Below are 21257 nucleotides of genomic sequence, written 5' to 3' on the forward strand. Positions count from 1 at the left end.
CTTGGGGTGTCGTCATGGTGTGGATCCGGAGGGAGGAGTTGTCGAGGAATAACGCCGCCAGGGGGGCTGGAGCGGGGACGGCAGGCGGCAGAGGAAAGGTTCCCGTTAGCTCACCCAATTTTCCAACTGCAACCCCTCGACCCGGCTAAACTCCTGAGTGTTGTTGGTAACCAGTACCAGATTCTCGCTGAGTGCATGCGCTGCAATCCAGAGGTCGTTATTGCCGATAGGCTTTCCCATTTTTTCCAGTCTTGCGCGGATTTGCCCATAGTGCTGGCCCGCAACCACTGGTATTTCCAGAACCTGAATGCTGGATCGAAGCTGGTCAAGGACCTTTAGCGCTTTGTCCCGCACCTGGCTTTTTTCCGCACCGTACATCAGTTCTCCGAATGTCACTACCGACATACCCACCTCGACTGCCCGGTGTTGAGCGAAACGTGCTCGCACCTCAGGAGGATGGTGCTTGGTGATATAGATACAGATATTGGTGTCCAGAAGGTATCCCTGCGACATCACAGCCCTTCGCGTTGTTGCGGGATAGTATCTTGCCGGCCCTCTGCCAGGAAATCATCGGGCAAGCTGACCAACAGATCAAATATTTCTGACGCGTCGCCCGCGCGCTCGCGCAACACTATCTCGTCACCACGTCGGAAGATAGCAACCTCCTCCGTACGAAAACGGAACTCTTTGGGCAGCCTGACGGCTTGGCTATTCCCAGACATGAATACGCGCGCTTTGGTCATGATCGCATCCCTCACCTTCACCTACCGGATATACGTAGAGTATATATTGTCGCCTGGCGTGGCGCCATGGAAGGCGACAATAGTGGGCGGATCCCCAGCACATTGAGAGTGGAAGGTAGATCTGGCATGGGTCCGACAGTGCGTCAGGCAGCATGGCGAACCACGGGTTGACAGAGGAGAGGATCGTCTGACACTCCTGTCCGACTTGAGGGGGAGGACGTCGGACGATATGTCTGACAGCCGTCGGACAGAGCGTCAGACCTACCGTCAGACAGTCTGTCAGACGCATTTTTTGCTCTTTTTTCTCACCACACCTGACGCACCAGAGGTGCAGTTTTTGGACCCGGTCCAAGCAAGCAAGGCGTCAGATGCTTCGCAGCTTTCCCAAGTGCCATAGAAAATCGACACCGCCACCATTGGTATCTACCGTGCTTATCCGGTTGTCACAGACACCCACTAGATGTAGTAAGCCGTGATTTTTCTGAACCGCCCCGGGTTTCGTGGAGGCCATTTGGTTTAAGTGCAGGCCGTTAATTCGGTCTGTTCGGCGAGTTGCCGATAGTAGTTTGCCTCAGCTTCTGCCGGAGGGATATAGCCGATGGGTTCGAGCAGCCTGACATGGTTGAACCACGCCACCCATTCGAGGGTCGCCAGTTCCACCGCTTCCCGTGTCTTCCACGGGCCGCGCCTATGAATCAGTTCCGCCTTGTACAGCCCATTGATCGTCTCGGCCAGGGCGTTGTCATAGCTGTCGCCCTTACTGCCCACGGAGGGTTCAACACCCGCTTCGGCGAGACGCTCGCTGTAGCGGATGCTGACGTACTGCGAGCCCCGGTCTGAGTGATGCACGAGGCTGCCATCGCATTCGGGCTGACGGGCGTAGAGCGCCTGCTCCAGTGCGTCCAGCACGAAGTCCGTCGTCATGCTTCGACTCACTCGCCAGCCAACGATGCGCCGGGCGAACACGTCGATCACGAAGGCCACATACAGCCAGCCCTGCCAGGTCGAAAGTAGAGTAAGAGACGGGGCGTAGTCGAAACTATTTCCCCGCCTCTCCTCCCCGAACCGGACTTGCACCTCTCAGCGCATCCGGCTCTCCGTTCAAGTGTTGCTCATAGCAAAGGCGACATCATTATATCTCGACTCGATGGTACAGCGTATCTCGTCGCGCATGATGTACGGATTTTCCGAGGGATTACGCCATGTAAAGCGACCTTTTCGACTGGTAACCAGGCGCCGAAGCGCCACCGCCCCATACCATCCCCGACTATTCTGGCCCTGCATCACCCAGGTCTTAGCCCGCCCTGGCTCCGGCGCCCGGATATGGTCACGCATCAGCGACCTAAAACCTCGCCGATATTTTCGCGCGAGCCAATGACCGAATTTCCAGAAGACGACGCGGTCCAGACGGCTAAACAGGGTCGCAGTGTAGTCGGTGTATTGGTAAAAGGCAGCCCAACCGACAAGTTGCCGATTCAGGCTTTCCACCAGATCCATCCGGTTCATGCTGTAATTGCCCGACAGTTGTTTGGTTAACCGCGCGGCAAAACCCCGATACTTCTCCCACGGAATGGTCGTCACAGGCCGCATGCGGCCGCGTGGTCCGCGCTTGCGGATAATTCGGTGGCCAAGAAAGACGAAGCCATCGTTCACATGCGTTATATGGGTCTTTTCCATATTCAGCGTGAGCTTCAATCCGCCTTCGAGGAATTCCCGGCATGCCTCACGTATGGTTTCGGCATGCGCCCGAGTTCCCTTGACCACGATGACAAAGTCATCTGCATACCGACAGTAGGACACCGCTGGTTTCCACTGCCGGTTCTCTCTCGCAGCGATAGGCCGTTGCTTGAGAATGCCGAAGTTCCACGCCCACCGGTCCTTCCGCACTTTCTTGTTCAGATAGTTCGCTTCCATCCACACATCGAATTCATGCAGCATGATGTTGGATAATAGCGGCGAGATGACACCGCCTTGCGGAACGCCTTCACTGGCAGCACGAAATAAACCGCGATCAACGCACCCTGCTTTGATGAACTTCCAGAGCAGGGCAAGGAAGCGCTGATCGGCAATCCGTTTGCGGATTCCCTTCATTAACAAACGATGGTGAACCGTGTCGAAGTAGCTGGCGAGGTCGCCCTCGATAACCCAGCGTCCAACGGTACTCTGCTCGTCACCGTCCTGTAATTGAAGCTTCACCGTGCGGATCGCGTGATGTACGCTTCGGGCCGGTCTGAAGCCATACGAGGCCGGGTGGAAGTCGCTCTCCCAGATCGGCTCCATCGCCATCAGCATGGCCCGTTGCACGATGCGATCCCTGAGACTCGGGATGCCGAGCGGTCTGAGCTTGCCGTTTGCTTTGGGGATATATACGCGCCGTGCCGGTAGCGGGCTATAGGTGCCCATCATCAGCTCTTCGCGTATCGTCGTCAGCTCCTGCTGGAGGTTTCTCTCCATCATGCGCTTATCGACCCCATCCACACCCGGTGTGCGGGCTCCGCTGGAGGCCAGCGTAATGCGAGCCGCTTCACTCAGCCAATCCTGGCCAGCAATCAGTCTCAGGAGTCGATTGAACTTGCGCCCTTTGTTCTCCGTCGACCATATCGCCAGTTTGCTTTGCATTTCACTGATTATCAAAGGTCTTCACCTCACTATGATCAGTTAATCTACCCAGCAAACCACTTCAACTGCCCCCCTTCGCCATGTGACCGGCTTTCCCGGCCTCGGACTACTACGGGGGCTCCGCCAGCCTGCACAGCATCGGGGACACACTCCCTTGGCATCTATGCAGACCTTCCCCAGTTCACATGTTGGACTCAACGCATGGGTGAGGTTGCCTGTCGCAGTCTTTATCCTTGCTTGCCGCAAGTCGTCGCGGGCACCACGGTCTAGCTGCGTGCTCACCGTGGTTCCGTGCTGTCCGGCATACATATCCAGCCAGCATTCGCATCGCCGAGACCTACGTGTACCCAGCGACAGCCCGCGCCCTGCCTGATAAGCGGTGTAGGCAGTGGTGACATTTCAACCCTCAGATGCGTGTAAACAGGTTCGTGTTCCTCAACCGTCCCATGCTCAGCCTAGAGGCTCATCTTGGCGTAACCGCTTCGCCGCAAGCCCCGTTTCCCACGGACTTCGTCACCTTGCCAGTGTCAGCAAGTCACCGCCGCTTCGGCTCACTTCCTCTCGCAGCAGAGAAAGGGCATACCCAGGTGCTACAATACCAATTACACTGGTTCTGCATTCCAAACATGCTCAAGCAGCTTTACCCCCAAAAGGGCGGGCTACGCTGGCTGGGCGTACCATAGGTGAAATCCGAGACCCAGAGCTGGTTCGGCCGATCCGCCTTGAACTGGCGGTTCACCCGATCCAGCGGGCACGGTTGTTTGGAGTCGGGTACCGTCGTGCGCACGCTTTTACCCCGCACCGCGCCGCGCAATCCTAGGCGGTTCATCAGGCGCTCGACGGTGCAGCGCGCGACCTCGGTGCCTTCGCGCTGCATCTGCCGCCAGACCTTGTCCGCGCCGTAGACCTGAAGATTGGCCTGCCAGACGCGTTCGATCTTGGGTATCAATACATCGTCGCGTTGCGCACGCGCACAACGCAGTGCGGGATTGCACTGGCGTGCGGCATGAAGCCGGTAGCCCGACGGGGCGATCTGCAAGACATGGCAGATCGGCTCGACCCCGAAAGCATCACGATGCATATCGACGAAGGTGTTCATGACTTCAGACGGCGGTCGAGCTCCGCCTGGGCAAAAAACGCACTTGCCAACTTCAGGATTTCGTTGGCACGGCGCAATTCCTTGACCTCACGCTCCAGCGCCTTGATACGTTCACGCTCTTCGCTGGTGACGCCGTCGCGCAATCCGGTATCGACTTCATGCCGTTTAACCCATTCATGCAAGGTATGGGGCGAACAGCCGATCTTAGGAGCAATAGACTCCACCGCCGCCCAGGGCGAGGAATACTCGCCGCGGTGTTCCTGCACCATGCGCACCGCGCGTTCGCGAACTTCAGGGGAATATTTGGGTGTTTTAGCTTTGTTCATCATGGCTCCATTCTCTTGGAAAAAGGAGCCTCCTCAAAATCCGGGGCGGTTCATTCTGCGTAGAGCTCGGTATCTACAATGGCACGATACAGTGTGTACAAGGCGCATTAAAGATGCGAACTACAGCCACGCTTGATGATGCACTCACCGGCGAAATCGCTGTTAATTGGGTGAGGCATCTGCTGCGTGGCAGTTTCCTGCTCGCTGCAGCGACGCTATGCCGGTTTACGGACAAATGTTGAATGAATGCGCCTAGGCCCATATGATTCAATCACTTTGGGCAAAGACATGCGCGCAGAATGCCGGCATACAATCTTGGCATCCGCTGGTGCTGCATGTCCTCGATGTTGCGGCGACTGCTGACGCAATTCTTCAAAGAGAACCAGAAAGCACGCGGAACCGATTGGCGCAAACCTTGGGGCTGGATTGGCGCAAGGCGCGCCCTTGGCTGCTTTTGCTGGTTTCCTGCCACGACCTCGGCAAAGCCTGCCCTGGCTTTCAGTGCAAGTGGCAAAACATCTCCGGGCTGGATGCTGGCCCCAGCCCCGACACCACAATCAACCATGCATTTGTCAGCCAACTTGAACTGCGTGATATGCTTGTCGAAACGGGCTGGCCGGAAGCACTGGCGGATTTGGCGGCGGATGCGGTGGGCTGTCACCACGGAGAGCGCGCTAAGCCGACGACGCTGGCTGCTCTGGAAGGCAACCGCCGGGCGCTTGGCAAGTCTCAGTGGCACGAAGCCCGCAGGGCCATTTTCGACGCTTTGCTGCAAGTCTTCGCGCCAACCGAACCGCCAACTAAACCCACTCTGACTGGTCCCGATTTTATGTTGATCGCCGGATTGACCAGCTTTGCCGATTGGATCGGCTCGATCGAGATGCATTTTCCCTTCGGTGAGTCCGAGGATTGCGGCGATCTGTCACGCTGGTTCCAGACACGGCGCGATCACCACGCCGAAGCAGCGCTCAATACGACGGGCTGGATGCCGCGGCTACCGCTGGTTGCGTCGTACAGCGCCTTTGGCGAGGTGTTCGGCTTCCCAGCGCGGCCCTTGCAGCAGGCAGTGGTCGAAGCACTGCCTAATATCTGGCAGCCCGCGATCACTGTGTGTCGCACTGCCCACCAAGGCGACGGGCAACGCCATGTTCCGGCGACTGCTCAAGTTCCTACGCAGTCAGAACTGCGAGCGCCCGATCGACCTGCAATTGCTGCACGGCCCAGATGCGGTAGCGTTTCTCGCCGACCATGGCGATGGCCTCGTCTTTGCGCTCCTCCAGGCGGCGGCGTTCCCAGTGGATGAGGGTCTGGGCGTAGTGGGGGCGGAGGTTTTCCACGTCCAGGACTTCCAGGTGTTGGCCGGCCATTTCGCGGACCACCCGCCAGAGGTGGGGGATCTCGCCGTCGGGAAAGACGTATTTGTCAATGAAATCGCTGCCTTGGTGATGGCCGTTCTCGTCATCCTGTTGCGGGGCGGTAATGCCGTGGTTCATGGCCCAACCACCCTCCTTGAGCACCCGGCGGATGACCCCGAAGTACTCCCCCAGCTTGGTCCGCCCCACATGCTCGAACATGCCCACGGAACTGACCTTGTCGAAGGCCCCTTCCTCGGGGATGTCGCGATAGTCCTGGAGACGGATCTCCACCCGGTCGGCGAGCCCTTCCCGTTCCATGCGTTCCCGGGCATAGGCGAACTGTTCTTCGCTGAGGGTCACGCCCACCCCGTGGATACCGTAATTCCGCGCCGCCCAGGAGAGTAGCCCACCCCAGCCGCAGCCGATGTCCAGCAGCCGCTCACCGGGTTGCAAGTGGAGTTTGCGGCAGATGTGATCCAGCTTCTGTTCCTGGGCCTGATGAATGTCCTCGCTGCCGGTTTTGAAATAGCCGCAGGAATAGACCATGTTGCGATCCAGCCAGAGGCCGTAAAAATCGTTGGAGACGTCGTAATGGTAGCGGATGGCCTCGGCGTCGCGGGCCTTGCTGTGGGCCTGGGCCCAGCCCCAGCGGGAGAGAAAGCCCTTCCCTCCGGCGGATTTCTTGCCGGGAAAGGCGTCGCTCACCGCCTCGGCTACGGCGGGGAGGTCCTGATAGCGTCCCTCCATGCCGACGTCGCCTTCCACATAGGCCTCCCCCAGCACATCCAGGGCGCTGCCCATGACCATCCGCGACAGGATTCTGGCCGAATGGATGTGCATGGTCACCAGCGGCGTGGGCGAAAAGGCATATTCATGTCCGTCCCAGAAGACGATGCGCAGCGGAATGGCGGGTCCCTGGAGATGTTTTTTCAGATGATCCAGAAAAGTACTACGCAAATCTTTCACGGATAGCTCCTCCTGCTTGAGTGAAGACGGAGTTCCGAACCGCTAATCCTTCGCTGGCTGGGTTGGGTAATTCAAGGTTCCCAGCCAATGGTGTCCGCCATCCCCTTGCCTACTCATTTCCCCAGATGGTTCCGCTTTTCAAGATATTCATCACGCTCAATTTCGCCGCGCGCATAGCGCTCACCCAGGAGCTTGAGGGCGGCACTCCCACTGTCATTCATGCCGCTCCTGCACCCATGGCGATGCCAGCAGACAAAAGCCATGCGTGTCAGGAACGCGAGGCCGAACACCACCCCCACGATAGCCAGCAGGCACAGCAGTCCCCAAAACAATCCGAAACCGCCCATCATATCAGGACCGTAATAGCCGGGGCCCCAAGCACCCATCATGCCCGAGCCATAGTAGAAAGGTACGGCCGGCCCCCACGGTGCCGTCGGCGCTTGGCCCGACGCGGTGGCGGCGACCGTTTGCGCCAAGGCCAATATCGGCGCCATCATTAAGCCCATGGCCGTAGCGGCCATGGGGATTCCCTTTTTTCGCTGTAATGCACCCATGCTGTTCATCAGCAGATCTCCTGTCGCAGGAACGCCTTTTCCCACTGCAAGTATAGTTGCAGAGTCGCTGTGATGCTTTCGCTATGAAACGTAAGCCCAGTTACAAAATTTGGATGGCCTTGGGCAGGAAAGAAGCAGAGCGGGCGGGCCATAGTCGCCTTCGAGGGATAGGCAGTGGAAGTTCCATAGTTTGCCAACAATACCGAGAAGTTGGTGCATTATGGCTATGGGATGTGAGACTATGATTGGATAGAAAACCCGGAAACGGGCCGACAGAACCCGAGTTCGGCCATACGCAGTATTCCCATGCGCCTTGGGAAGGTGGTCTTGGGTTCAGCTCTTTTGTGTTTTCTTCGGCAGCCCGCTGAAAAAAATCGGGCATGCGCTGATAGGACAACTTAGAAAAGGGCTTTCTGAAGCTTCGGTGTTGGCGGATGATTTGCAGCATATGGGAAGGCAAGGACAGGAAAGGCGTTTTCACGAGGCAAGTTGTCAAGGGAAAGCGGACATGAACAGCAAGGGACCATCATCGGCCGAACAGTTCTCCATTCGCGATCTGCACCGCCTGAGCCACATTCTCGGGGTCGGGGTGAAGCTGGGATGGAGGCATTATGTGGATCAGTTACACCTTCAGGGGTACCTTCCCCATAGACATGTGGAAACAATATCGCCAACGCTGAGCGATGCCCAGCGTCTACGCCTAGGCTTGGAAGAACTCGGCCCCACTTTTGTTAAGTTCGGCCAGATGTTGAGCATTCGCCGAGATCTGTTCCCGGATACGGTGATCCAAGAGCTGCAAAAGCTCCAGGACCATGTTGCGCCATTCCCCGCAGAGCAGGCGCATCGTCTCATCGAAGCCGAGCTGGGCCAACCCGTATTGCAGCTATACGCCACCTTTGATGACACACCCTTGGCTGCTGCTTCCATCGCCCAAGTGCATATCGCCACCCTTCCCGATGGTACCGCAGTGGTCGTCAAGATCCAGAGACCGGACATTGAACTATTGATCAAAACAGATCTGGAGATCCTTTTCCTCCTCGCCCGTCTGCTCTACCAGCACATCCCCGAGAGTCGCCGTTTCGATCCCATTGGCCTCGTCGAAGAATTTGCCGAGACGGCGACCCGGGAACTGGATTTCCGACGGGAAGGCCACAACGCGGATCTATTCCGTGAGAAATTCGCCGACGATCTCTCCCTTTACGTCCCCGAAGTGTTCTGGAAGCTGTCCAGCCGTCGCATTCTGACCATGGAGCACAGCCCTGGCCATCACCTCAGCGCCGACTACCCGTCCGAACCAGCCGAACGCCAACGCCTTGCCGAAAATCTGGTGCAGCTCTATCTGGTGCAGGTTTACGAGCACGGTTTCTTCCATGGCGATCCTCACCCGGGAAACCTTTTCCTCCTGCCGGATGGGCGCTGGTGTTTCCACGATTTCGGTATCGTCGGCCGTCTTTCTTCCCGAGATCGGGAAGACCTGAGCCAACTCTTTTTGGCCGTCATTGCCCGAGATCCCGAATGGGTGGCCGACGCCTATCTGGCGATGGGCGGCGCTGCTCCCGGCGCGGATCGGGCCGCGTTCACACGGGATATGGGTGAAGCTTTGGAGCAGTACTATGCCGTGGCGGCGGATCAGGCACCTTCCTTCGCTGAAATCGTGAACCAGTTCAGCCGCTTGGGCCAGCGTTACCAACTCCGAGTACTGCGTCAGTTCTTGCTGGCTTTCAAGGCTTTCATCATGGTGGAGTCGGTAGCGCGCGATCTGGACACCCGTTTCAACATGCTTGCCACCTTACAGGCATTTACGCCGCATTTGCTTGCCCGGCAATTCCTCCCCGATATGACAGAAGCCCTTCCCGGCACCTACCGGGCGCTCTTCACTTTGCGCCGGACCCTGACAGGATTGCCTGTGTCACTCACCCGTGTATTACAGCAGTTGACCAAGGGGGAACTAACGGTAACGGTTGCCAATGCCCCTATGGACGAGATCCCGCAACACCTTGATCGCGCCAGCAACCGTCTCAGCCTGAGCCTGATCATTTCCGCCGTCATTATCGGGTCATCCCTGGTCATGGCCTTCCACACCGGTCCCCACTACTTGGGGATTCCTCTTCTGGGCCTCATCGGCTACTCGGTAGCCAGCGCACTCGGCCTGTGGTGGGTGACAGCGATCCTGCGCTCGGGGAAGTTCTGATCAGTGACATGCTGGCTGCTTGCCGATCCATGCGCTAGGCGGTGAGCCGAACCTTCTGAAGGAGCTTGGCGTTGATGGAGACGATCACGGTGGAAACGGACATCAGGGCCGCCCCCACCGCCGGGGAAAGCACCAGGCCAATGCTGTAAGCTACCCCGGCAGCAAGGGGGATCGCCACGATGTTGTAGCCGGCGCCCCACCACAGGTTCTGGACCATCTTGCGATAGGTGGCGCGGGAAAGTTCCAGGATGGCCACCACGTCCCGGGGATCGGAGCGGACCAGCACGATGTCCGCCGACTCGATGGCGACGTCCGTGCCTGCCCCGATGGCGATCCCGACGTCCGCCTCCACCAGGGCGGGCGCATCGTTGACACCGTCGCCAACCATGGCCACGCGCAACCCCCGCGCCTGCACTGCCTTGATCTTCTCCGCCTTTTGATCCGGCAGCACTTCGGCGAAATAATCGTCAAGCCCCATTTCCTGGGCCACCCAGCGGGCCACCGCTTCCGAGTCCCCGGTCAGCATCATCACCTGCACGCCCATCCCCTTCAGCCGTGTGAGGGCTTCCCGCGACTCCGCTCGAATGATATCGGCCAGCGCGACCGCCCCCGCCGGTTTCTCATCGACGAGCAGGTATACCACCGTTTTGCCCTGGGATGCCAAGGCCCCGATCCGTTCATCGCTGACATCGAGGCCATGCTCCTTGAGATAGCCGGGGCTTACGACCTTCACATTGCGCCCATTTACGACGGCTTGTGCACCCTTGCCGGGGATGGCCTTGAATTCCTTGGGAGGCTCGAAGCTGATGCCCCGCTCTTTGGCATCTGCCACGATGCCGGCGGCGATGGGATGCTCCGACTGACTTTCGAGGGCTGCGGCAAGCCGCACGACCTCATCTTCGGCGTATCCGCCCAGCACGACCACGTCCGTGACGCCAAACCGACCCTCCGTCAAGGTCCCGGTTTTATCGAACACCACCGCCTGCAGTTGGCGCGCCCGCTCAAAAGCGGACCGGTCCCGGATAAGCAGCCCATGCTGCGCCGCCATGGCGGTGGACACGGCGACGACCAGTGGAATCGCCAGGCCCAAGGAATGGGGACAGGCAATCACCATCACCGTCACCATGCGGGCCAGAGCGAACTCGAATGGCTGCCCAAGGACCAGCCAAGTGGCAAGGGTAAGCCCCCCGACGCTCAATGCGGTAAGGGTCAGCATCAGGGCCGCGCGGTCGGCCAGGTCCTGGGTCCGGGAGCGAGACTCCTGCGCCCGGCGCACCATCTCGATGACTTGTGAAAGATAGGTTTCACTGCCGGTCTTGTGGACCTCGACGGTGATACTGGACTCCCCGTTGACCGAACCGCCGATGACTTCGTCACCGCCGCCCTTCTCCACGGGCTGGCTTTCGCCGGTGAGCATGGCCTGATTGACGGTGGTTCGCCCTTCGACGATACGCCCGTCCGTAGGAATTTTTTCGCCGGGCTTCACCAATACCTGGTCGCCGCGCTGCAGATCCACCACCGGCACATCTTTCATACCCTCCGGGGCCACGAGATGGGCCTCGGAAGGCATCATCTGCACCAGTTTTTCCAGTGCACCAGAAGCCCCCATGACCGATTTCATCTCAATCCAGTGGCCGACCAGCATCACATCGATCAGCGTGGCGAGTTCCCAGAAGAACACCTCGCCCTGCACCCCGAACACGACGGCGCTCGAGTAAAAATAAGCCACGCTGATAGCCAGGGCGATCAGTGTCATCATGGCTGGCTTGCGAGTTTCGAGCTCGGCAAACAGCCCCTTTAGGAAGGGCCAACCGCCGTAGAAATAAACCCCGCTCGATAGCACGAAAAGCACATAGGACGATCCCGCAAAGGCAAGAGCAGCCTCCAGCCCCAGCAGATGCTGGATAAGCGGCGACAAAAAAAGGATAGGGATCGTCAGGGCCAGCGATACCCAAAACCGTCGCCGGAAATCGGCGATCATGGCGGCATGGTTGTGACCGCCGTGCGCACTGGGATGAGAGGTACCCATCCCATGTTCCTGATGTCCCGAATGGTCCATAGAATCCTCTCTATTTTACCGCCGCAAGAGCCTACAACGCCGGTTGCCGACCTTGGCCCTTAACCAACGAGACAAGCTTTCCACCGCTGCCCCACCTGTTGGTAGCGCATCCGGACCAGCTTCGGCGGATGGGGAAGCGCTATTGTTCCAGGTCGCGGCGCCTTTCCAGGTACTCATCCCTTCCAATTTCCCCACGAGCATAGCGCTCGTGGAGTACATCCAGCGCGGTGGTTTTCTCGCCACCCCGACTCCCGCGACCTGGCAAGAGCCGCACCAGCGACACGATGCTGGCAACAATGGCAAAAATCAGCAAGAGGCAAAGCAAACCCCAAAACAGGATCATGAATACCGACCCGGCCCAATCGTAACCATTGCCAAAACCACCCATCATGTAAGGCCACATTTTCTGTTCCTCGTCGTTCACTCGCTACGCTACGGACCCAGAACAAACACTCGTCGATGACCAGATCATTCAACGCCACTTCAGTGTAGCAGGCTGTGTCCACATTATTCCATTTTCTTTCAGGCTACCCAATGGGTAGAAAAAGTCGTGAATAAGGGGCGCACCAGAAAGGGCGAGATGCGCGGCGATCAGTCGCAGCAGCATTGACATTTGATGATCGTTGAGTTGTGATAGCCCGACTAACGTCTCGAGATTGGGGTACTGTGCGCGTTTTTCGCCCGTTCGTTCGCCGGATAGCCTTTATGGCCCTGCTTCTACTGCTGCCTTGGATATTGGCACCCGTAGACGCTGCCTCGGCGCCGTGTGCTCTGTCGATGACAGGGATGTCCGCGCACGGCACACAAATACCGCGTTGCGAGCAGGCCCTCGGCGCTCCGGCCCAGCAAGGCACCTGTCTGACTGCCTGCTGCCACCACGACATGACGCTGGTGGCGGAGGGCGCCCGCAACATCACCCCCGCCATGTCGGCCCTCGCCGTTTCCGTTGCGTCCTGGATTACCCTCCCTTCTCCTAAGCCCATTCCCCACTTTCTCCGCGTTGCGGTCCAGACTACTCTTCCCCCACTCTCTGCAGTTCGTTTTCTCATTTAGCCTCCCGCCTGAATCCGTAGCCCCGCGCGCATAGGCGCGCCGGACAGGAAATTCGCGTCTTCGGCCCTAATTCGGGCCGCATGTGGAGACTATATGACCGATGTGAAAAGAAGTTCTGGAAATAAATATTTTCTAAAGTGGATTGCGGCCATTCGCAGGGACACAGGGCTACTCTCCCTTCCCATCATGCTGATGATGGTGTTCAGCCCTTATGCCAATGCCGCCCCATTAAGCCTACAGGATGCGGAGGCGATTGCCCTGGGGCAAAATCCTGGTCTCGGCGCCCTGACCCAAAAGATTGCGGAACTACGGCACAAGGCCGTGGCGGTAGCCCAGCTACCCGATCCGCACCTCGCCCTCGGCGCCGTGAACCTGCCCCTCAACAGCTTCTCCATGAACCAGCAACAGATGAGCATGCTGAGCGTGGGCCTGAGCCAGACTTTTCCCTCCTTTGGCAAACTGGGGCTGGAAGGACAGCAGGCGGGGATCGAGGCCCAGGCGGCCGCCGACACCCTGCGCGGCCAGTCCGCCGAGCTGGTGTTGCTGCTGCGCCGCGCCTGGCTGCAAGCCCTCTATGCCGACGATGCCGTGGCAACGGTCCGGTATCAGGAACAGTTACAGGCAGAGAGTGTGCAAGCGGCGCTGGCGCTCTACCGGTCCGCTCAGGGGTCCCAGGCCGATGTGCTCCGCGCCCAACTGGCGCGTGACAGCCTGGCCAATGATATCAGCAAGTTGCAAGCGGAGCGGGCAAGCGATCTCGCGCAAATCGCCCAGATCCTGAATCTGCCGGAACCGCCGTCCATAGAGCATCAATGGCCAAACCTGCCACCCCCGCCCACCCTGGCTCAGGCGGAAGCCCGCCTCTCCGGCCAACCCCTCCTGCGCGCCGCCCAGGCACAAACCCGCGCGGCGCAAATGGGCGTGCAGGTAGCCAAACGTGGCTATTGGCCGGAAGTCACGGTCAGTGTCGATTATGGTCAGGATTTCTACCCCGGCAGCCCCAACTGGCTGTCAGCGGGGGTTGACCTGAGCCTGCCCATCTTCCCGGGAGACCGCCAGGATCAGGACGTTGCCGCCGCCCGGGCCAAGGCCTTGCAGGCGCAATATCGCTACGACGATCAGCATCTGGCCCTGACCCAGCAGGCGCGCGCCACCTTCGCCCGCTACGCAGCCCTCAAGACCGAGTTGGAGCGTACCGACCAACGCCTGCTGCCTACCGCACGGGATGCCTTTTCCGCGACGCTCGCGGCCTACTCGGTGGGACGTGCCGAACTGAGCGCGGTGCTGCGTACCCAGAAGGACGTGCTGGACTACGCCCTGACCCGCCTGCAATACCGCCGCGACCTGGCCCTCAGCGCCGCAGAACTGGATTTCCTCACCACCGAAGGGGGAGCACAACCATGAAGTCACGCCACTGGATCATCGGTGCCGGCTTACTCGTCCTTGGCGTAGCCCTTGGGGCGGGTGCGGTGTGGTGGCTGCGGGTCCCCGCCGCCGCGCCTAGCGCCAACTCCACTGCAACCCATTCTCCGAAAAGCACGCCCAAGGGACGGCATATCCTCTACTGGGCTGCCCCCATGGACCCCAAGATTCATTCGGATCACCCGATGAAGGACAGCATGGGTATGCCTTATATACCGGTGTATGCCTCCAGTCCGAGCGCGCAAAAGGCGTCCGGCCTCAGCATCGATCCGCGCCTGGCGCAAAACCTGGGGGTGCGTCTCGTGGATGTCCAGCACCGTCAGATGGGCCACGCCATCCACACCGTGGGCACCGTGGCGATGGACGAGAATCGTGTCTATTCCGTCACTCCACGTTTCTCCGGTTGGGTGACACGCTTGAACGTCCGTGCCGTGGGCGACCCGGTGCAGCGCGGCCAGGTGCTCGCCGAGGTGTATTCTCCCGAGCTGTATAGTGCCCAACAGGAATATCTCATTGCCCGCCGCCAGGGCGGGACGACGGAAGACCCCGCACTGCTGGCGGCAGCCAGGGCAAAATTACGACGGCTGGGCATGCCGGAAGACCAGATCGCGGCGCTCGCCCGGCACGGCACAGCGGAGCGGGACGTGCCGCTCCTGGCGCCCGCTTCCGGGGTGGTCGAGACCCTCGATGTGCGCCAGGGTGGCTATGTCTCGCCGCAAACGAATCTCTATGAAATCGCCAATCTCGACCGGGTCTGGGTCAATGTGGCACTCTACTCCTATCAGTTGCCCTGGGTACGGATCGGCAACCCCGTGCGCCTGCATCTGCCAGCCTATCCCGGCAAATCCTGGGAGGGACGCCTGAACTTTCTCTACCCGACCCTCGACCCCAAAAACCGGACGGTGACGGCCCGGCTGAGTTTTCCCAATCCGGGCGGAAACCTGCGCCCCGGCATGTACGCCGACGCCACTATTTTAGCCAGCCCCGAGGAGACCCTGGCGGTACCCAGCAGCGCCGTACTGCGTACCGCTCAGGGGGATTACGTGATGCTGGGTGAGAGTAACGGGCATTTTCTGCCGGTGGAGGTCGCTCTGGGGGCGGAGGCCGACGGCTGGATTGCCATCGACAAGGGCCTTAAGGCGGGGGATCGGGTGGTGGAGAGCGCGCAGTTCCTGCTCTATTCCGAGTCTCAGTTCCAGTCCGTCAAGGCCCGTATGCTGGGGGGCAACACGGCGCCCACCAAGAGTGCCATGCCGGGCAGTGGAAATTCCCGGTCGCAGAACAGTGGCCTGACTCAGGGCCGGGAGCCCCCGGCGCCGGCCGCTCCCGCCGGGGATGCCGGTGCCCCACCGACGCCACCGGCCTCATCCGGTCCGGGCGCCATGGCCGGGATGAACATGGATCAGGGAGGTCAATCCCATGATTAGAGCGATCATGCGTTGGTGTATGGAAAACCGCTTGCTGGTCATGATCGCCGTCCTAGTGTTGATCGTCGGCGGTACGTTGGCGGTGATCAATATTCCCCTGGAGGCTATCCCCGACATCTCGCCCACCCAGGTCATCGTCAAGACCTCCTACCCTGGTCAGGCTCCGCAGATCGTTCAGGATCAGGTGACCTATCCCCTGGAGACCACCCTGCAGGAGGTACCCGGTGCCCAAGCCGTGCGCGGCTACTCCATGTTCGGGGACTCCTATGTCTATGTCCTCTTCAAAGGGGGCACCAGCATCTATCAGGCCCGCAACCTGGTACTCCAATACCTGAGCCAGGTGCAGTCCAAGCTGCCGCCGGGGATCACCCCGGCCCTGGGGCCGAACAGTTCGGGGGTGGACTGGATCTTTGAGTATGCCCTCACCGACCCCGGCGGGACCTTGAATCTGGCCCAGCTCACCACCTTGCAGAACTGGTTCCTCAAGTACGAACTGCAGGGCATCTCCGGCGTTGCGGAGGTGGCCACGCTAGGGGGCATGGTGCAAGAATACCAGGTGGTGGTGGATCCGCAGAAACTTCTCGCCTACCACCTGACCCTGCCGGCGGTGGAGGCCGCCATTCGGGCGGCTAACGGGGAGACCAGCGGCTCGGTGGTGGACATGGGAGACGCCAGCTATATCGTCCGCACCTCGGGCTATATCCATTCCCTGAAAGACCTGCAAGATGCGGCGCTGGCCGTACGCAACGATGTGCCCATTACGCTGCGGGAGGTGGCCCGGGTGCAGTTGGGTCCACAATTGCCCAATGGCGTCGCCGAACTCGACGGTAAGGGTCAGGTGGTGGGCGGTATCGTGATGATGAACCAGGGTGGCAACGCCTATGCCCTCATCCACCAGATCGAGCGCAAGCTGAAGGACATCCAGCCCTCCCTGCCCAAGGGCGTGCAGGTCGTCACGACCTATAGCCAGGCCCCGCTCATCCAGCGCAGCATTCATACCCTGACCGGCAAGCTGCTGGAAGAATCCCTGGCAGTGGCACTCATCTCCCTGCTCTTCCTGCTGCGCGCGCGTTCGGCGCTGGTGGCCCTCGTCGCTCTGCCGCTGGGCATACTGGCCGCCATCCTCATCATGTGGGCCATGGGTGTCCCCGCCAACATCATGTCCCTGGGCGGCATCGCCATTGCCATCGGCGTGATGATGGATGCCCCCGTGGTCATGATCGAAAACATGCACAAGCATTTGGAACACAACCCCGGTGGCGACCCCTGGGCGGCGGCGATGGCGGCGGCGGAGGAGGTCGGTCCGGCACTGTTCTTCTCGCTGATTATCATCGCTGTTTCCTTCCTGCCGGTCTTCGCCTTGGGTGGCGAGGAGGGCAAGCTCTTCGCGCCGCTCGCCTTCACCAAGACCTTCTCCATCGCCGCCGCCGCCATCCTTTCCATAACCGTGGTGCCCATTCTCATGGCCTGGTTCATCCGCGGCCGCATCCGCCCGGAAAACAAAAATCCCCTGAATCGGGTCCTGGCTTTCCTCTACCGTCCGGTCATCCACGCTGTCCTGCGCGCCCCCTGGATCATTTTGGTCCTTGCCCTGCTGCTCACAGCCACCCTTTACTACCCCTGGAAGCGCCTGGGGTCGGAGTTTATGCCCCCCCTGAACGAGGGGACGCTGCTCTACATGCCGGTCACCCAGGACCCGGCGGTTTCCATCGGTGAGGCAGCCACGCTCCTGCAGCAGACCGACCGCATCCTCAAGACCTTCCCCGAGGTGAAAACGGTCTTTGGCGAGGCGGGCAGGGCCCAGACGGCGACGGACCAATCGCCCCTGTCCATGTTCGATACGGTGGTGAATTTAAAGAATCCCGACCAGTGGCCAGCCGGGATGACGATGCACAAGCTGCAAAGCAAGATGAACAAGGCCCTGCGGATCCCTGGCCTGTCGAATATCTGGACACAACCGCTCAAGGGACGGGTGGATATGCTGACTACCGGCCTCCAGACACCGTTAGGCATTAAAATCGGGGGAACGGATCTTGATACCCTGAACCGCCTGGGGCAGGAACTCCAGACCGTCCTGCGCAAGGTACCCGGCACCCAGAGCGCCTATGCTGCTCGGGTCACCGGCGGCCGCTACATCGTCATCCACACCGATCGCGCCAAGGCCGCCCGGTATGGCCTTTCGGTGGCGGATGTGAACCGTCTCGTGGAAACGGCCATCGGTGGCAAGGTCCTGACCACCGCAGTACAAGGGCTGGAACGCTTCCCGGTGGATCTCCGTTACCCCCGGGAACTGCGCCAATCCCTGTCCACCCTGATGGAAAGCCGCATCGCCGCTCCCGATGGTGCCCAGATCCCTCTGGCCCAGGTGGCCGATCTCCGGATCGAGGGCGGGCCTGCCATGCTTACCAGCGACAACAGTCGCCTGAACAGTTGGATCTATATTGACCCGAAGCCCGGCACCAACATCGGTGCCTATGTGCCCCGTGCCAAAGCAGCCATTGCGAAAGCCGTCCATCTCCCAGGCGGTTATACTGTCTCCTGGGTAGGCCAGTATCAGGTCATGGAGCAGGCCGCCAAGCGCCTGGAACTGGTCATTCCTGCGGTGATTCTGCTGATCGCCCTGCTCCTCTACTTCAATTTCAAAAACTGGGTGGAGGTGACCATCATCCTGCTCACCCTGCCCCTGTCCCTGGTGGGCGGTTTCTGGCTCGTCTACTGGCTCGGCTACAAACTCTCGGTGGCCGTGGCGGTGGGTTTCATTGCCCTGGCGGGCGTGGCGGCGGAATTCGGGGTGGTGATGCTCCTCTACCTGGATCAGGCCCTCATTCGGCGGCAGGCCCGTGATGCTTTGCAGACCTGGCATGACCTTCGGCTTGCCGTCATCGAGGGAACCATGCTGCGTCTACGGCCCCTGGCCATGACCTTGACCCTGGTGGTGGGTGGCCTCTTACCCATCATGTTCAGTCATGGCGCCGGTGCCGATGTGATGAAGCGCATTGCCGCCCCCATGGTGGGCGGCATGTTCAGCGCCGCGTTACTGGCGCTGCTGGTGATCCCTGCCCTTTACGCCCTGTGGCAGAAGCGGCGATTGGGCCTACGATGATGAGACTACGGATGAGGAGGAAGTAATGATGTTGGCAACGGACACCCGCTATATCCTGCACCCTGTTTGGGACCCGCTGCTGCGAGCACTGCATTGGTGGATGGCGCTTGCCATGATGGCGCAATTCACCTCAGGCGCTACCCTCCTGGCCTTGGGTAACGACATGTCTGACACCCTGATGGGGAAGATCGACATCATCCATTATGTCGGCGGCTATGCTTTCGCCGCCGGGCTGGTGGTGCGCATCATCTGGCTCTTTGTCGGCCCGCCGACGGCGCGCTGGCGCGACCTCCTGCCCCTGACATCAGCCCAGCGCCGCATCTGGCGGGAAACCCTCTCCTGCTATCTGAGCGGCTTCCGCCGCCCGATTTCCCCTTATCAGGGGCATAACGCTTTTGCCGGTCCTGCCTATCTCGCCTTTTTCCTGATTGCCGTGGTGCAGATCGCCTTGGGTATCAGCCTCTCACTCATGCCGGATAGTGAAGCGATGAACTCCCCGTTGATGGTGATGCATGAATGGGGTTTCTTTCTGTTGCTTGCCTTCGTCATTGTCCATGTGGTGCTCGTGATGGCGCACGAGATCGCGGGCCGCCACGGTTTGATATCTGCCATGATCCACGGCCACAAGGGATTCACCGAGTCGGAACACCAAGCCCTTCATGCCGATTGGGACGCTGCGCTCAGTGTCCAGGCTGACCCGAGCGGCGGGACGGAAGGGCTGGACGATATTACTTCAAATAACGGAGATGACACGAAAACCAGGCATGAGTGATAAATAGGCGAGTGGTACGGACGCGCAATTTCGCCGTGGGCGGAAAGGAGGGACACCGGAAATTGTTGCCATAACCAAGTGTTTAAACTTTGATAAACGAACAGTTCACCAATAGCAAGGAGACAAACATGAAACGTTTTTATTTCACCCTCATCCTGGCGTGTTCGGCGGCGGTCACGCTTCCGACATATGCGGCCACGGGCAACATGCCGGGCATGGACAATATGCGCACCGTGTCGGGCCAAGCGACCCAGGCCCAAACCTTCATGGGGCATGGCAAAATCAACAGCATCAATCCTGATGCGAACATGGTCAACATTGCCATGGGCCCCGTCAAGGCCCTTGGTTGGCCCAGTATGTCAATGAATTTCCTGCTCCAGAACACGGCTATGCTCAACGGCTACAAGGCCGGAGAAGTGGTGAATTTCAGTTTCGCAAAAGATACCGCCGGGGGGTACGTCATCACCAGGATCACGCCGGTCAAACAATGAAAACACGGAGTAACCCTGTAACCCGGCCAAGTCGGCCCCTCGGGAAACGGCACTGGCATATTATCGAGTCATATCATCCACTGGATCGCTACTAAATTTATCTGAATCAATACAGGAGGATTCACCTTGACACTGGGAGCATCTCACCAGGAGATATGCAAAGAAAGTCAGATCATGGCAATCGGACTTCGCCATGCTGCCCTACGGGGGTTTATGATGACGATCCTTTTAACCGCGCCATTATCTGTCTATGCACGCGAATATCATGCGCCAACCAATCCGAGGTATGAAACAAAAATACTGACAGACAAAGCAGAATATTTAACGTACACCATGATTGTAGAGATCAAGGATGGTCGCTGGAAGGAAGTCGTTAAGGACGCCCAAAAAGTTGCCGAGATCGGTAAGCAAATACAGGCAATAAACGCTTATTGATCTGGCCGCGGGTGCCATCAGAACTTCGTGACAGGCAGGAGCGCTAGCATCTACCGGCCGGATGGCTTGGTGTAACGGGATGACGCTTTTGTGGGGGACGGTCGGGCGGAAACACACTGGACGGGCACGGACTACTTGCGGTACTACTGCAGAACCGCAAGTTCACCGTCATCAGGTAAAGGCTGCTGGGGATCCGACCAGCCGTGCGTTGCGGCTTGTTGGCGTAAGGCGCCTAACTTCTTGCGCCCCATGAGTCCAGAACGGGTAATCACCACATCTCCCTGGCGCATCTGCACCAGGATTTGGCGAATCGTAAACATCTCAAACCTCCGATTACTCATGGTCACCTCCCAAAAGCTGGGAGGATAACCGATCCAAGGAAGTTCAAGACCCTGCTGAAGCACCATGTGGGTGGCACCATTACGCCGACTACGATTTGGCTCCATATTGCCGATCCGTGACACCCCTTGCGAGGATGTTCTGTGCCGCATTCACATCGGCGTGCGCCTCATGCCCGCAGTGCAGACAATGGAACTCGGCTTGTGTCTGGCGATTCCCGGCATCCACCACACCGCAAACCGGACGTCCATCCCATTGCTTACTCTCTGGTGGCATTTCTACTTTGACGAGCCATTCGAAATC

Annotated in this window: 18 protein-coding genes, 3 pseudogenes and 1 other annotated feature; of the genes and pseudogenes, 9 read left to right on the top strand and 12 right to left on the bottom strand. The window is 59.4% G+C overall.

What is annotated here, in order from left to right; translation table 11 throughout:
- Positions 1-105 precede the first annotated feature (105 nt).
- The 5 genes and pseudogenes from vapC to F6A13_RS11710 all read right to left on the bottom strand — a co-directional run.
- Entirely contained in the window at positions 106-513 is a 408-nt protein-coding gene (vapC, locus tag F6A13_RS11690; RefSeq protein ID WP_151528261.1) for a type II toxin-antitoxin system tRNA(fMet)-specific endonuclease VapC, read from the bottom strand.
- Positions 513-743 carry an antitoxin gene (locus F6A13_RS11695; protein WP_151528262.1) on the bottom strand — a complete coding sequence of 77 codons (231 nt, stop codon included), beginning with the start codon at positions 741-743 and terminating at the stop codon, positions 513-515. The genes vapC and F6A13_RS11695 overlap by 1 nt, the downstream gene beginning before the upstream one ends.
- A gap of 516 nt (positions 744-1259) precedes the next feature.
- Positions 1260-1760, bottom strand: a pseudogene (locus F6A13_RS11700) (IS3 family transposase); the annotation flags it as partial.
- Positions 1761-1844: 84 nt separating this feature from the next.
- Positions 1845-3377 carry a group II intron reverse transcriptase/maturase gene (gene ltrA / locus F6A13_RS11705; RefSeq protein WP_225981818.1) on the bottom strand — a complete coding sequence of 511 codons (1533 nt, stop codon included), beginning with the start codon at positions 3375-3377 and terminating at the stop codon, positions 1845-1847.
- A 664-nt stretch (positions 3378-4041) separates the two neighbouring features.
- A pseudogene (locus F6A13_RS11710) lies at positions 4042-4787 on the bottom strand (IS3 family transposase); the annotation flags it as partial.
- Positions 4387-4503: a sequence feature (AL1L pseudoknot), on the bottom strand. (Overlaps the previous pseudogene by 117 nt.)
- Positions 4788-5049: 262 nt before the next feature.
- Between F6A13_RS11710 and F6A13_RS16030 the strand changes: the two are divergent.
- Positions 5050-5616, top strand: a pseudogene (locus F6A13_RS16030) (CRISPR-associated endonuclease Cas3''); the annotation flags it as partial.
- Between the two features lie 165 nt (positions 5617-5781).
- Here F6A13_RS16030 and F6A13_RS15450 read toward each other — a convergent pair.
- The 3 genes from F6A13_RS15450 to F6A13_RS11725 all read right to left on the bottom strand — a co-directional run bounded on the left by F6A13_RS15450 (position 5782) and on the right by F6A13_RS11725 (position 7671).
- The gene (locus tag F6A13_RS15450) at positions 5782-5934 is read right to left on the bottom strand and encodes a hypothetical protein (RefSeq protein ID WP_192796494.1); all 153 of its coding nucleotides are present in this window, start codon (positions 5932-5934) and stop codon (positions 5782-5784) included.
- A 22-nt stretch (positions 5935-5956) separates the two neighbouring features.
- Complete coding sequence (locus tag F6A13_RS11720; RefSeq protein WP_151528264.1) at positions 5957-7108, bottom strand: SAM-dependent methyltransferase; 1152 nt, start codon at positions 7106-7108, stop codon at positions 5957-5959.
- Between the two features lie 113 nt (positions 7109-7221).
- Complete coding sequence (locus F6A13_RS11725; protein WP_151528265.1) at positions 7222-7671, bottom strand: SHOCT domain-containing protein; 450 nt, start codon at positions 7669-7671, stop codon at positions 7222-7224.
- Between the two features lie 499 nt (positions 7672-8170).
- On the opposite strand from F6A13_RS11725, the gene F6A13_RS11730 reads away from it, so the two are divergent.
- The gene (locus tag F6A13_RS11730) at positions 8171-9853 is read left to right on the top strand and encodes an ABC1 kinase family protein (RefSeq protein WP_151528266.1); all 1683 of its coding nucleotides are present in this window, start codon (positions 8171-8173) and stop codon (positions 9851-9853) included.
- A 34-nt stretch (positions 9854-9887) separates the two neighbouring features.
- Here the strand turns inward: F6A13_RS11730 and F6A13_RS11735 are convergent, their stop codons facing one another.
- Positions 9888-11882 (bottom strand): copper-translocating P-type ATPase, encoded by a 1995-nt coding sequence (locus F6A13_RS11735; protein WP_225981819.1) that lies wholly within the window; start codon positions 11880-11882, stop codon positions 9888-9890.
- A 169-nt stretch (positions 11883-12051) separates the two neighbouring features.
- A complete protein-coding gene (locus F6A13_RS11745; protein ID WP_151528269.1) occupies positions 12052-12315 on the bottom strand; it encodes an SHOCT domain-containing protein in 264 nt (87 codons plus the stop codon).
- Between the two features lie 302 nt (positions 12316-12617).
- On the opposite strand from F6A13_RS11745, the gene F6A13_RS11750 reads away from it, so the two are divergent.
- From F6A13_RS11750 to F6A13_RS11780, 7 genes are all read left to right on the top strand, one after another.
- Positions 12618-12965: a hypothetical protein gene (locus F6A13_RS11750; protein ID WP_151528270.1), complete on the top strand. Its 348-nt coding sequence runs from the start codon at positions 12618-12620 to the stop codon at positions 12963-12965.
- A gap of 93 nt (positions 12966-13058) precedes the next feature.
- Positions 13059-14369, top strand: coding sequence for a TolC family protein (locus F6A13_RS11755; RefSeq protein WP_151528271.1), 1311 nt, complete (start codon positions 13059-13061; stop codon positions 14367-14369).
- The gene (locus F6A13_RS11760) at positions 14366-15814 is read left to right on the top strand and encodes an efflux RND transporter periplasmic adaptor subunit (protein ID WP_151528272.1); all 1449 of its coding nucleotides are present in this window, start codon (positions 14366-14368) and stop codon (positions 15812-15814) included. Before F6A13_RS11755 ends, F6A13_RS11760 begins: the two co-directional genes overlap by 4 nt.
- Positions 15807-18917 carry an efflux RND transporter permease subunit gene (locus tag F6A13_RS11765; protein WP_151528273.1) on the top strand — a complete coding sequence of 1037 codons (3111 nt, stop codon included), beginning with the start codon at positions 15807-15809 and terminating at the stop codon, positions 18915-18917. Before F6A13_RS11760 ends, F6A13_RS11765 begins: the two co-directional genes overlap by 8 nt.
- Positions 18918-18942: 25 nt before the next feature.
- Entirely contained in the window at positions 18943-19689 is a 747-nt protein-coding gene (locus F6A13_RS11770; RefSeq protein ID WP_151528274.1) for a cytochrome b/b6 domain-containing protein, read from the top strand.
- Between the two features lie 128 nt (positions 19690-19817).
- A complete protein-coding gene (locus F6A13_RS11775; protein WP_151528275.1) occupies positions 19818-20180 on the top strand; it encodes a copper-binding protein in 363 nt (120 codons plus the stop codon).
- Between the two features lie 126 nt (positions 20181-20306).
- A complete protein-coding gene (locus tag F6A13_RS11780; RefSeq protein ID WP_151528276.1) occupies positions 20307-20615 on the top strand; it encodes a hypothetical protein in 309 nt (102 codons plus the stop codon).
- Positions 20616-20758: 143 nt separating this feature from the next.
- On the opposite strand, the gene F6A13_RS11785 is transcribed toward F6A13_RS11780, so the two are convergent.
- Both F6A13_RS11785 and F6A13_RS11790 read right to left on the bottom strand, forming a co-directional pair.
- Complete coding sequence (locus tag F6A13_RS11785) at positions 20759-20935, bottom strand: hypothetical protein (RefSeq protein ID WP_192796463.1); 177 nt, start codon at positions 20933-20935, stop codon at positions 20759-20761.
- 109 nt (positions 20936-21044) lie between these two features.
- Positions 21045-21230, bottom strand: a complete 186-nt coding sequence (locus F6A13_RS11790) for a transposase (protein ID WP_225981820.1) — start codon at positions 21228-21230, stop codon at positions 21045-21047.
- Between the last annotated feature and the right edge of the window lie 27 nt (positions 21231-21257).

Source organism: Acidithiobacillus sp. 'AMD consortium' (genome assembly GCF_008926505.1).
GTDB lineage: Bacteria > Pseudomonadota > Gammaproteobacteria > Acidithiobacillales > Acidithiobacillaceae > Acidithiobacillus > Acidithiobacillus ferridurans.

What these genes read in the sequence shown, in the direction of transcription:
- F6A13_RS11750 (WP_151528270.1), top strand. Translation starts at nt 12,618, where the DNA reads ATGGCCCTGCTTCTACTGCTGCCTTGGATATTGGCACCCGTAGACGCT.
- F6A13_RS11790 (WP_225981820.1), bottom strand. Translation starts at nt 21,230, where the DNA reads ATGCCACCAGAGAGTAAGCAATGGGATGGACGTCCGGTTTGCGGTGTG.
- F6A13_RS11765 (WP_151528273.1), top strand. Translation starts at nt 15,807, where the DNA reads ATGATTAGAGCGATCATGCGTTGGTGTATGGAAAACCGCTTGCTGGTC.
- F6A13_RS15450 (WP_192796494.1), bottom strand. Translation starts at nt 5,934, where the DNA reads ATGGCGTTGCCCGTCGCCTTGGTGGGCAGTGCGACACACAGTGATCGC.
- F6A13_RS11745 (WP_151528269.1), bottom strand. Translation starts at nt 12,315, where the DNA reads ATGTGGCCTTACATGATGGGTGGTTTTGGCAATGGTTACGATTGGGCC.
- F6A13_RS11735 (WP_225981819.1), bottom strand. Translation starts at nt 11,882, where the DNA reads ATGGGTACCTCTCATCCCAGTGCGCACGGCGGTCACAACCATGCCGCC.
- vapC (WP_151528261.1), bottom strand. Translation starts at nt 513, where the DNA reads ATGTCGCAGGGATACCTTCTGGACACCAATATCTGTATCTATATCACC.
- F6A13_RS11755 (WP_151528271.1), top strand. Translation starts at nt 13,059, where the DNA reads ATGACCGATGTGAAAAGAAGTTCTGGAAATAAATATTTTCTAAAGTGG.
- F6A13_RS11725 (WP_151528265.1), bottom strand. Translation starts at nt 7,671, where the DNA reads ATGAACAGCATGGGTGCATTACAGCGAAAAAAGGGAATCCCCATGGCC.
- F6A13_RS11695 (WP_151528262.1), bottom strand. Translation starts at nt 743, where the DNA reads ATGACCAAAGCGCGCGTATTCATGTCTGGGAATAGCCAAGCCGTCAGG.
- F6A13_RS11730 (WP_151528266.1), top strand. Translation starts at nt 8,171, where the DNA reads ATGAACAGCAAGGGACCATCATCGGCCGAACAGTTCTCCATTCGCGAT.
- F6A13_RS11770 (WP_151528274.1), top strand. Translation starts at nt 18,943, where the DNA reads ATGATGTTGGCAACGGACACCCGCTATATCCTGCACCCTGTTTGGGAC.
- F6A13_RS11785 (WP_192796463.1), bottom strand. Translation starts at nt 20,935, where the DNA reads ATGTTTACGATTCGCCAAATCCTGGTGCAGATGCGCCAGGGAGATGTG.
- F6A13_RS11760 (WP_151528272.1), top strand. Translation starts at nt 14,366, where the DNA reads ATGAAGTCACGCCACTGGATCATCGGTGCCGGCTTACTCGTCCTTGGC.
- F6A13_RS11775 (WP_151528275.1), top strand. Translation starts at nt 19,818, where the DNA reads ATGAAACGTTTTTATTTCACCCTCATCCTGGCGTGTTCGGCGGCGGTC.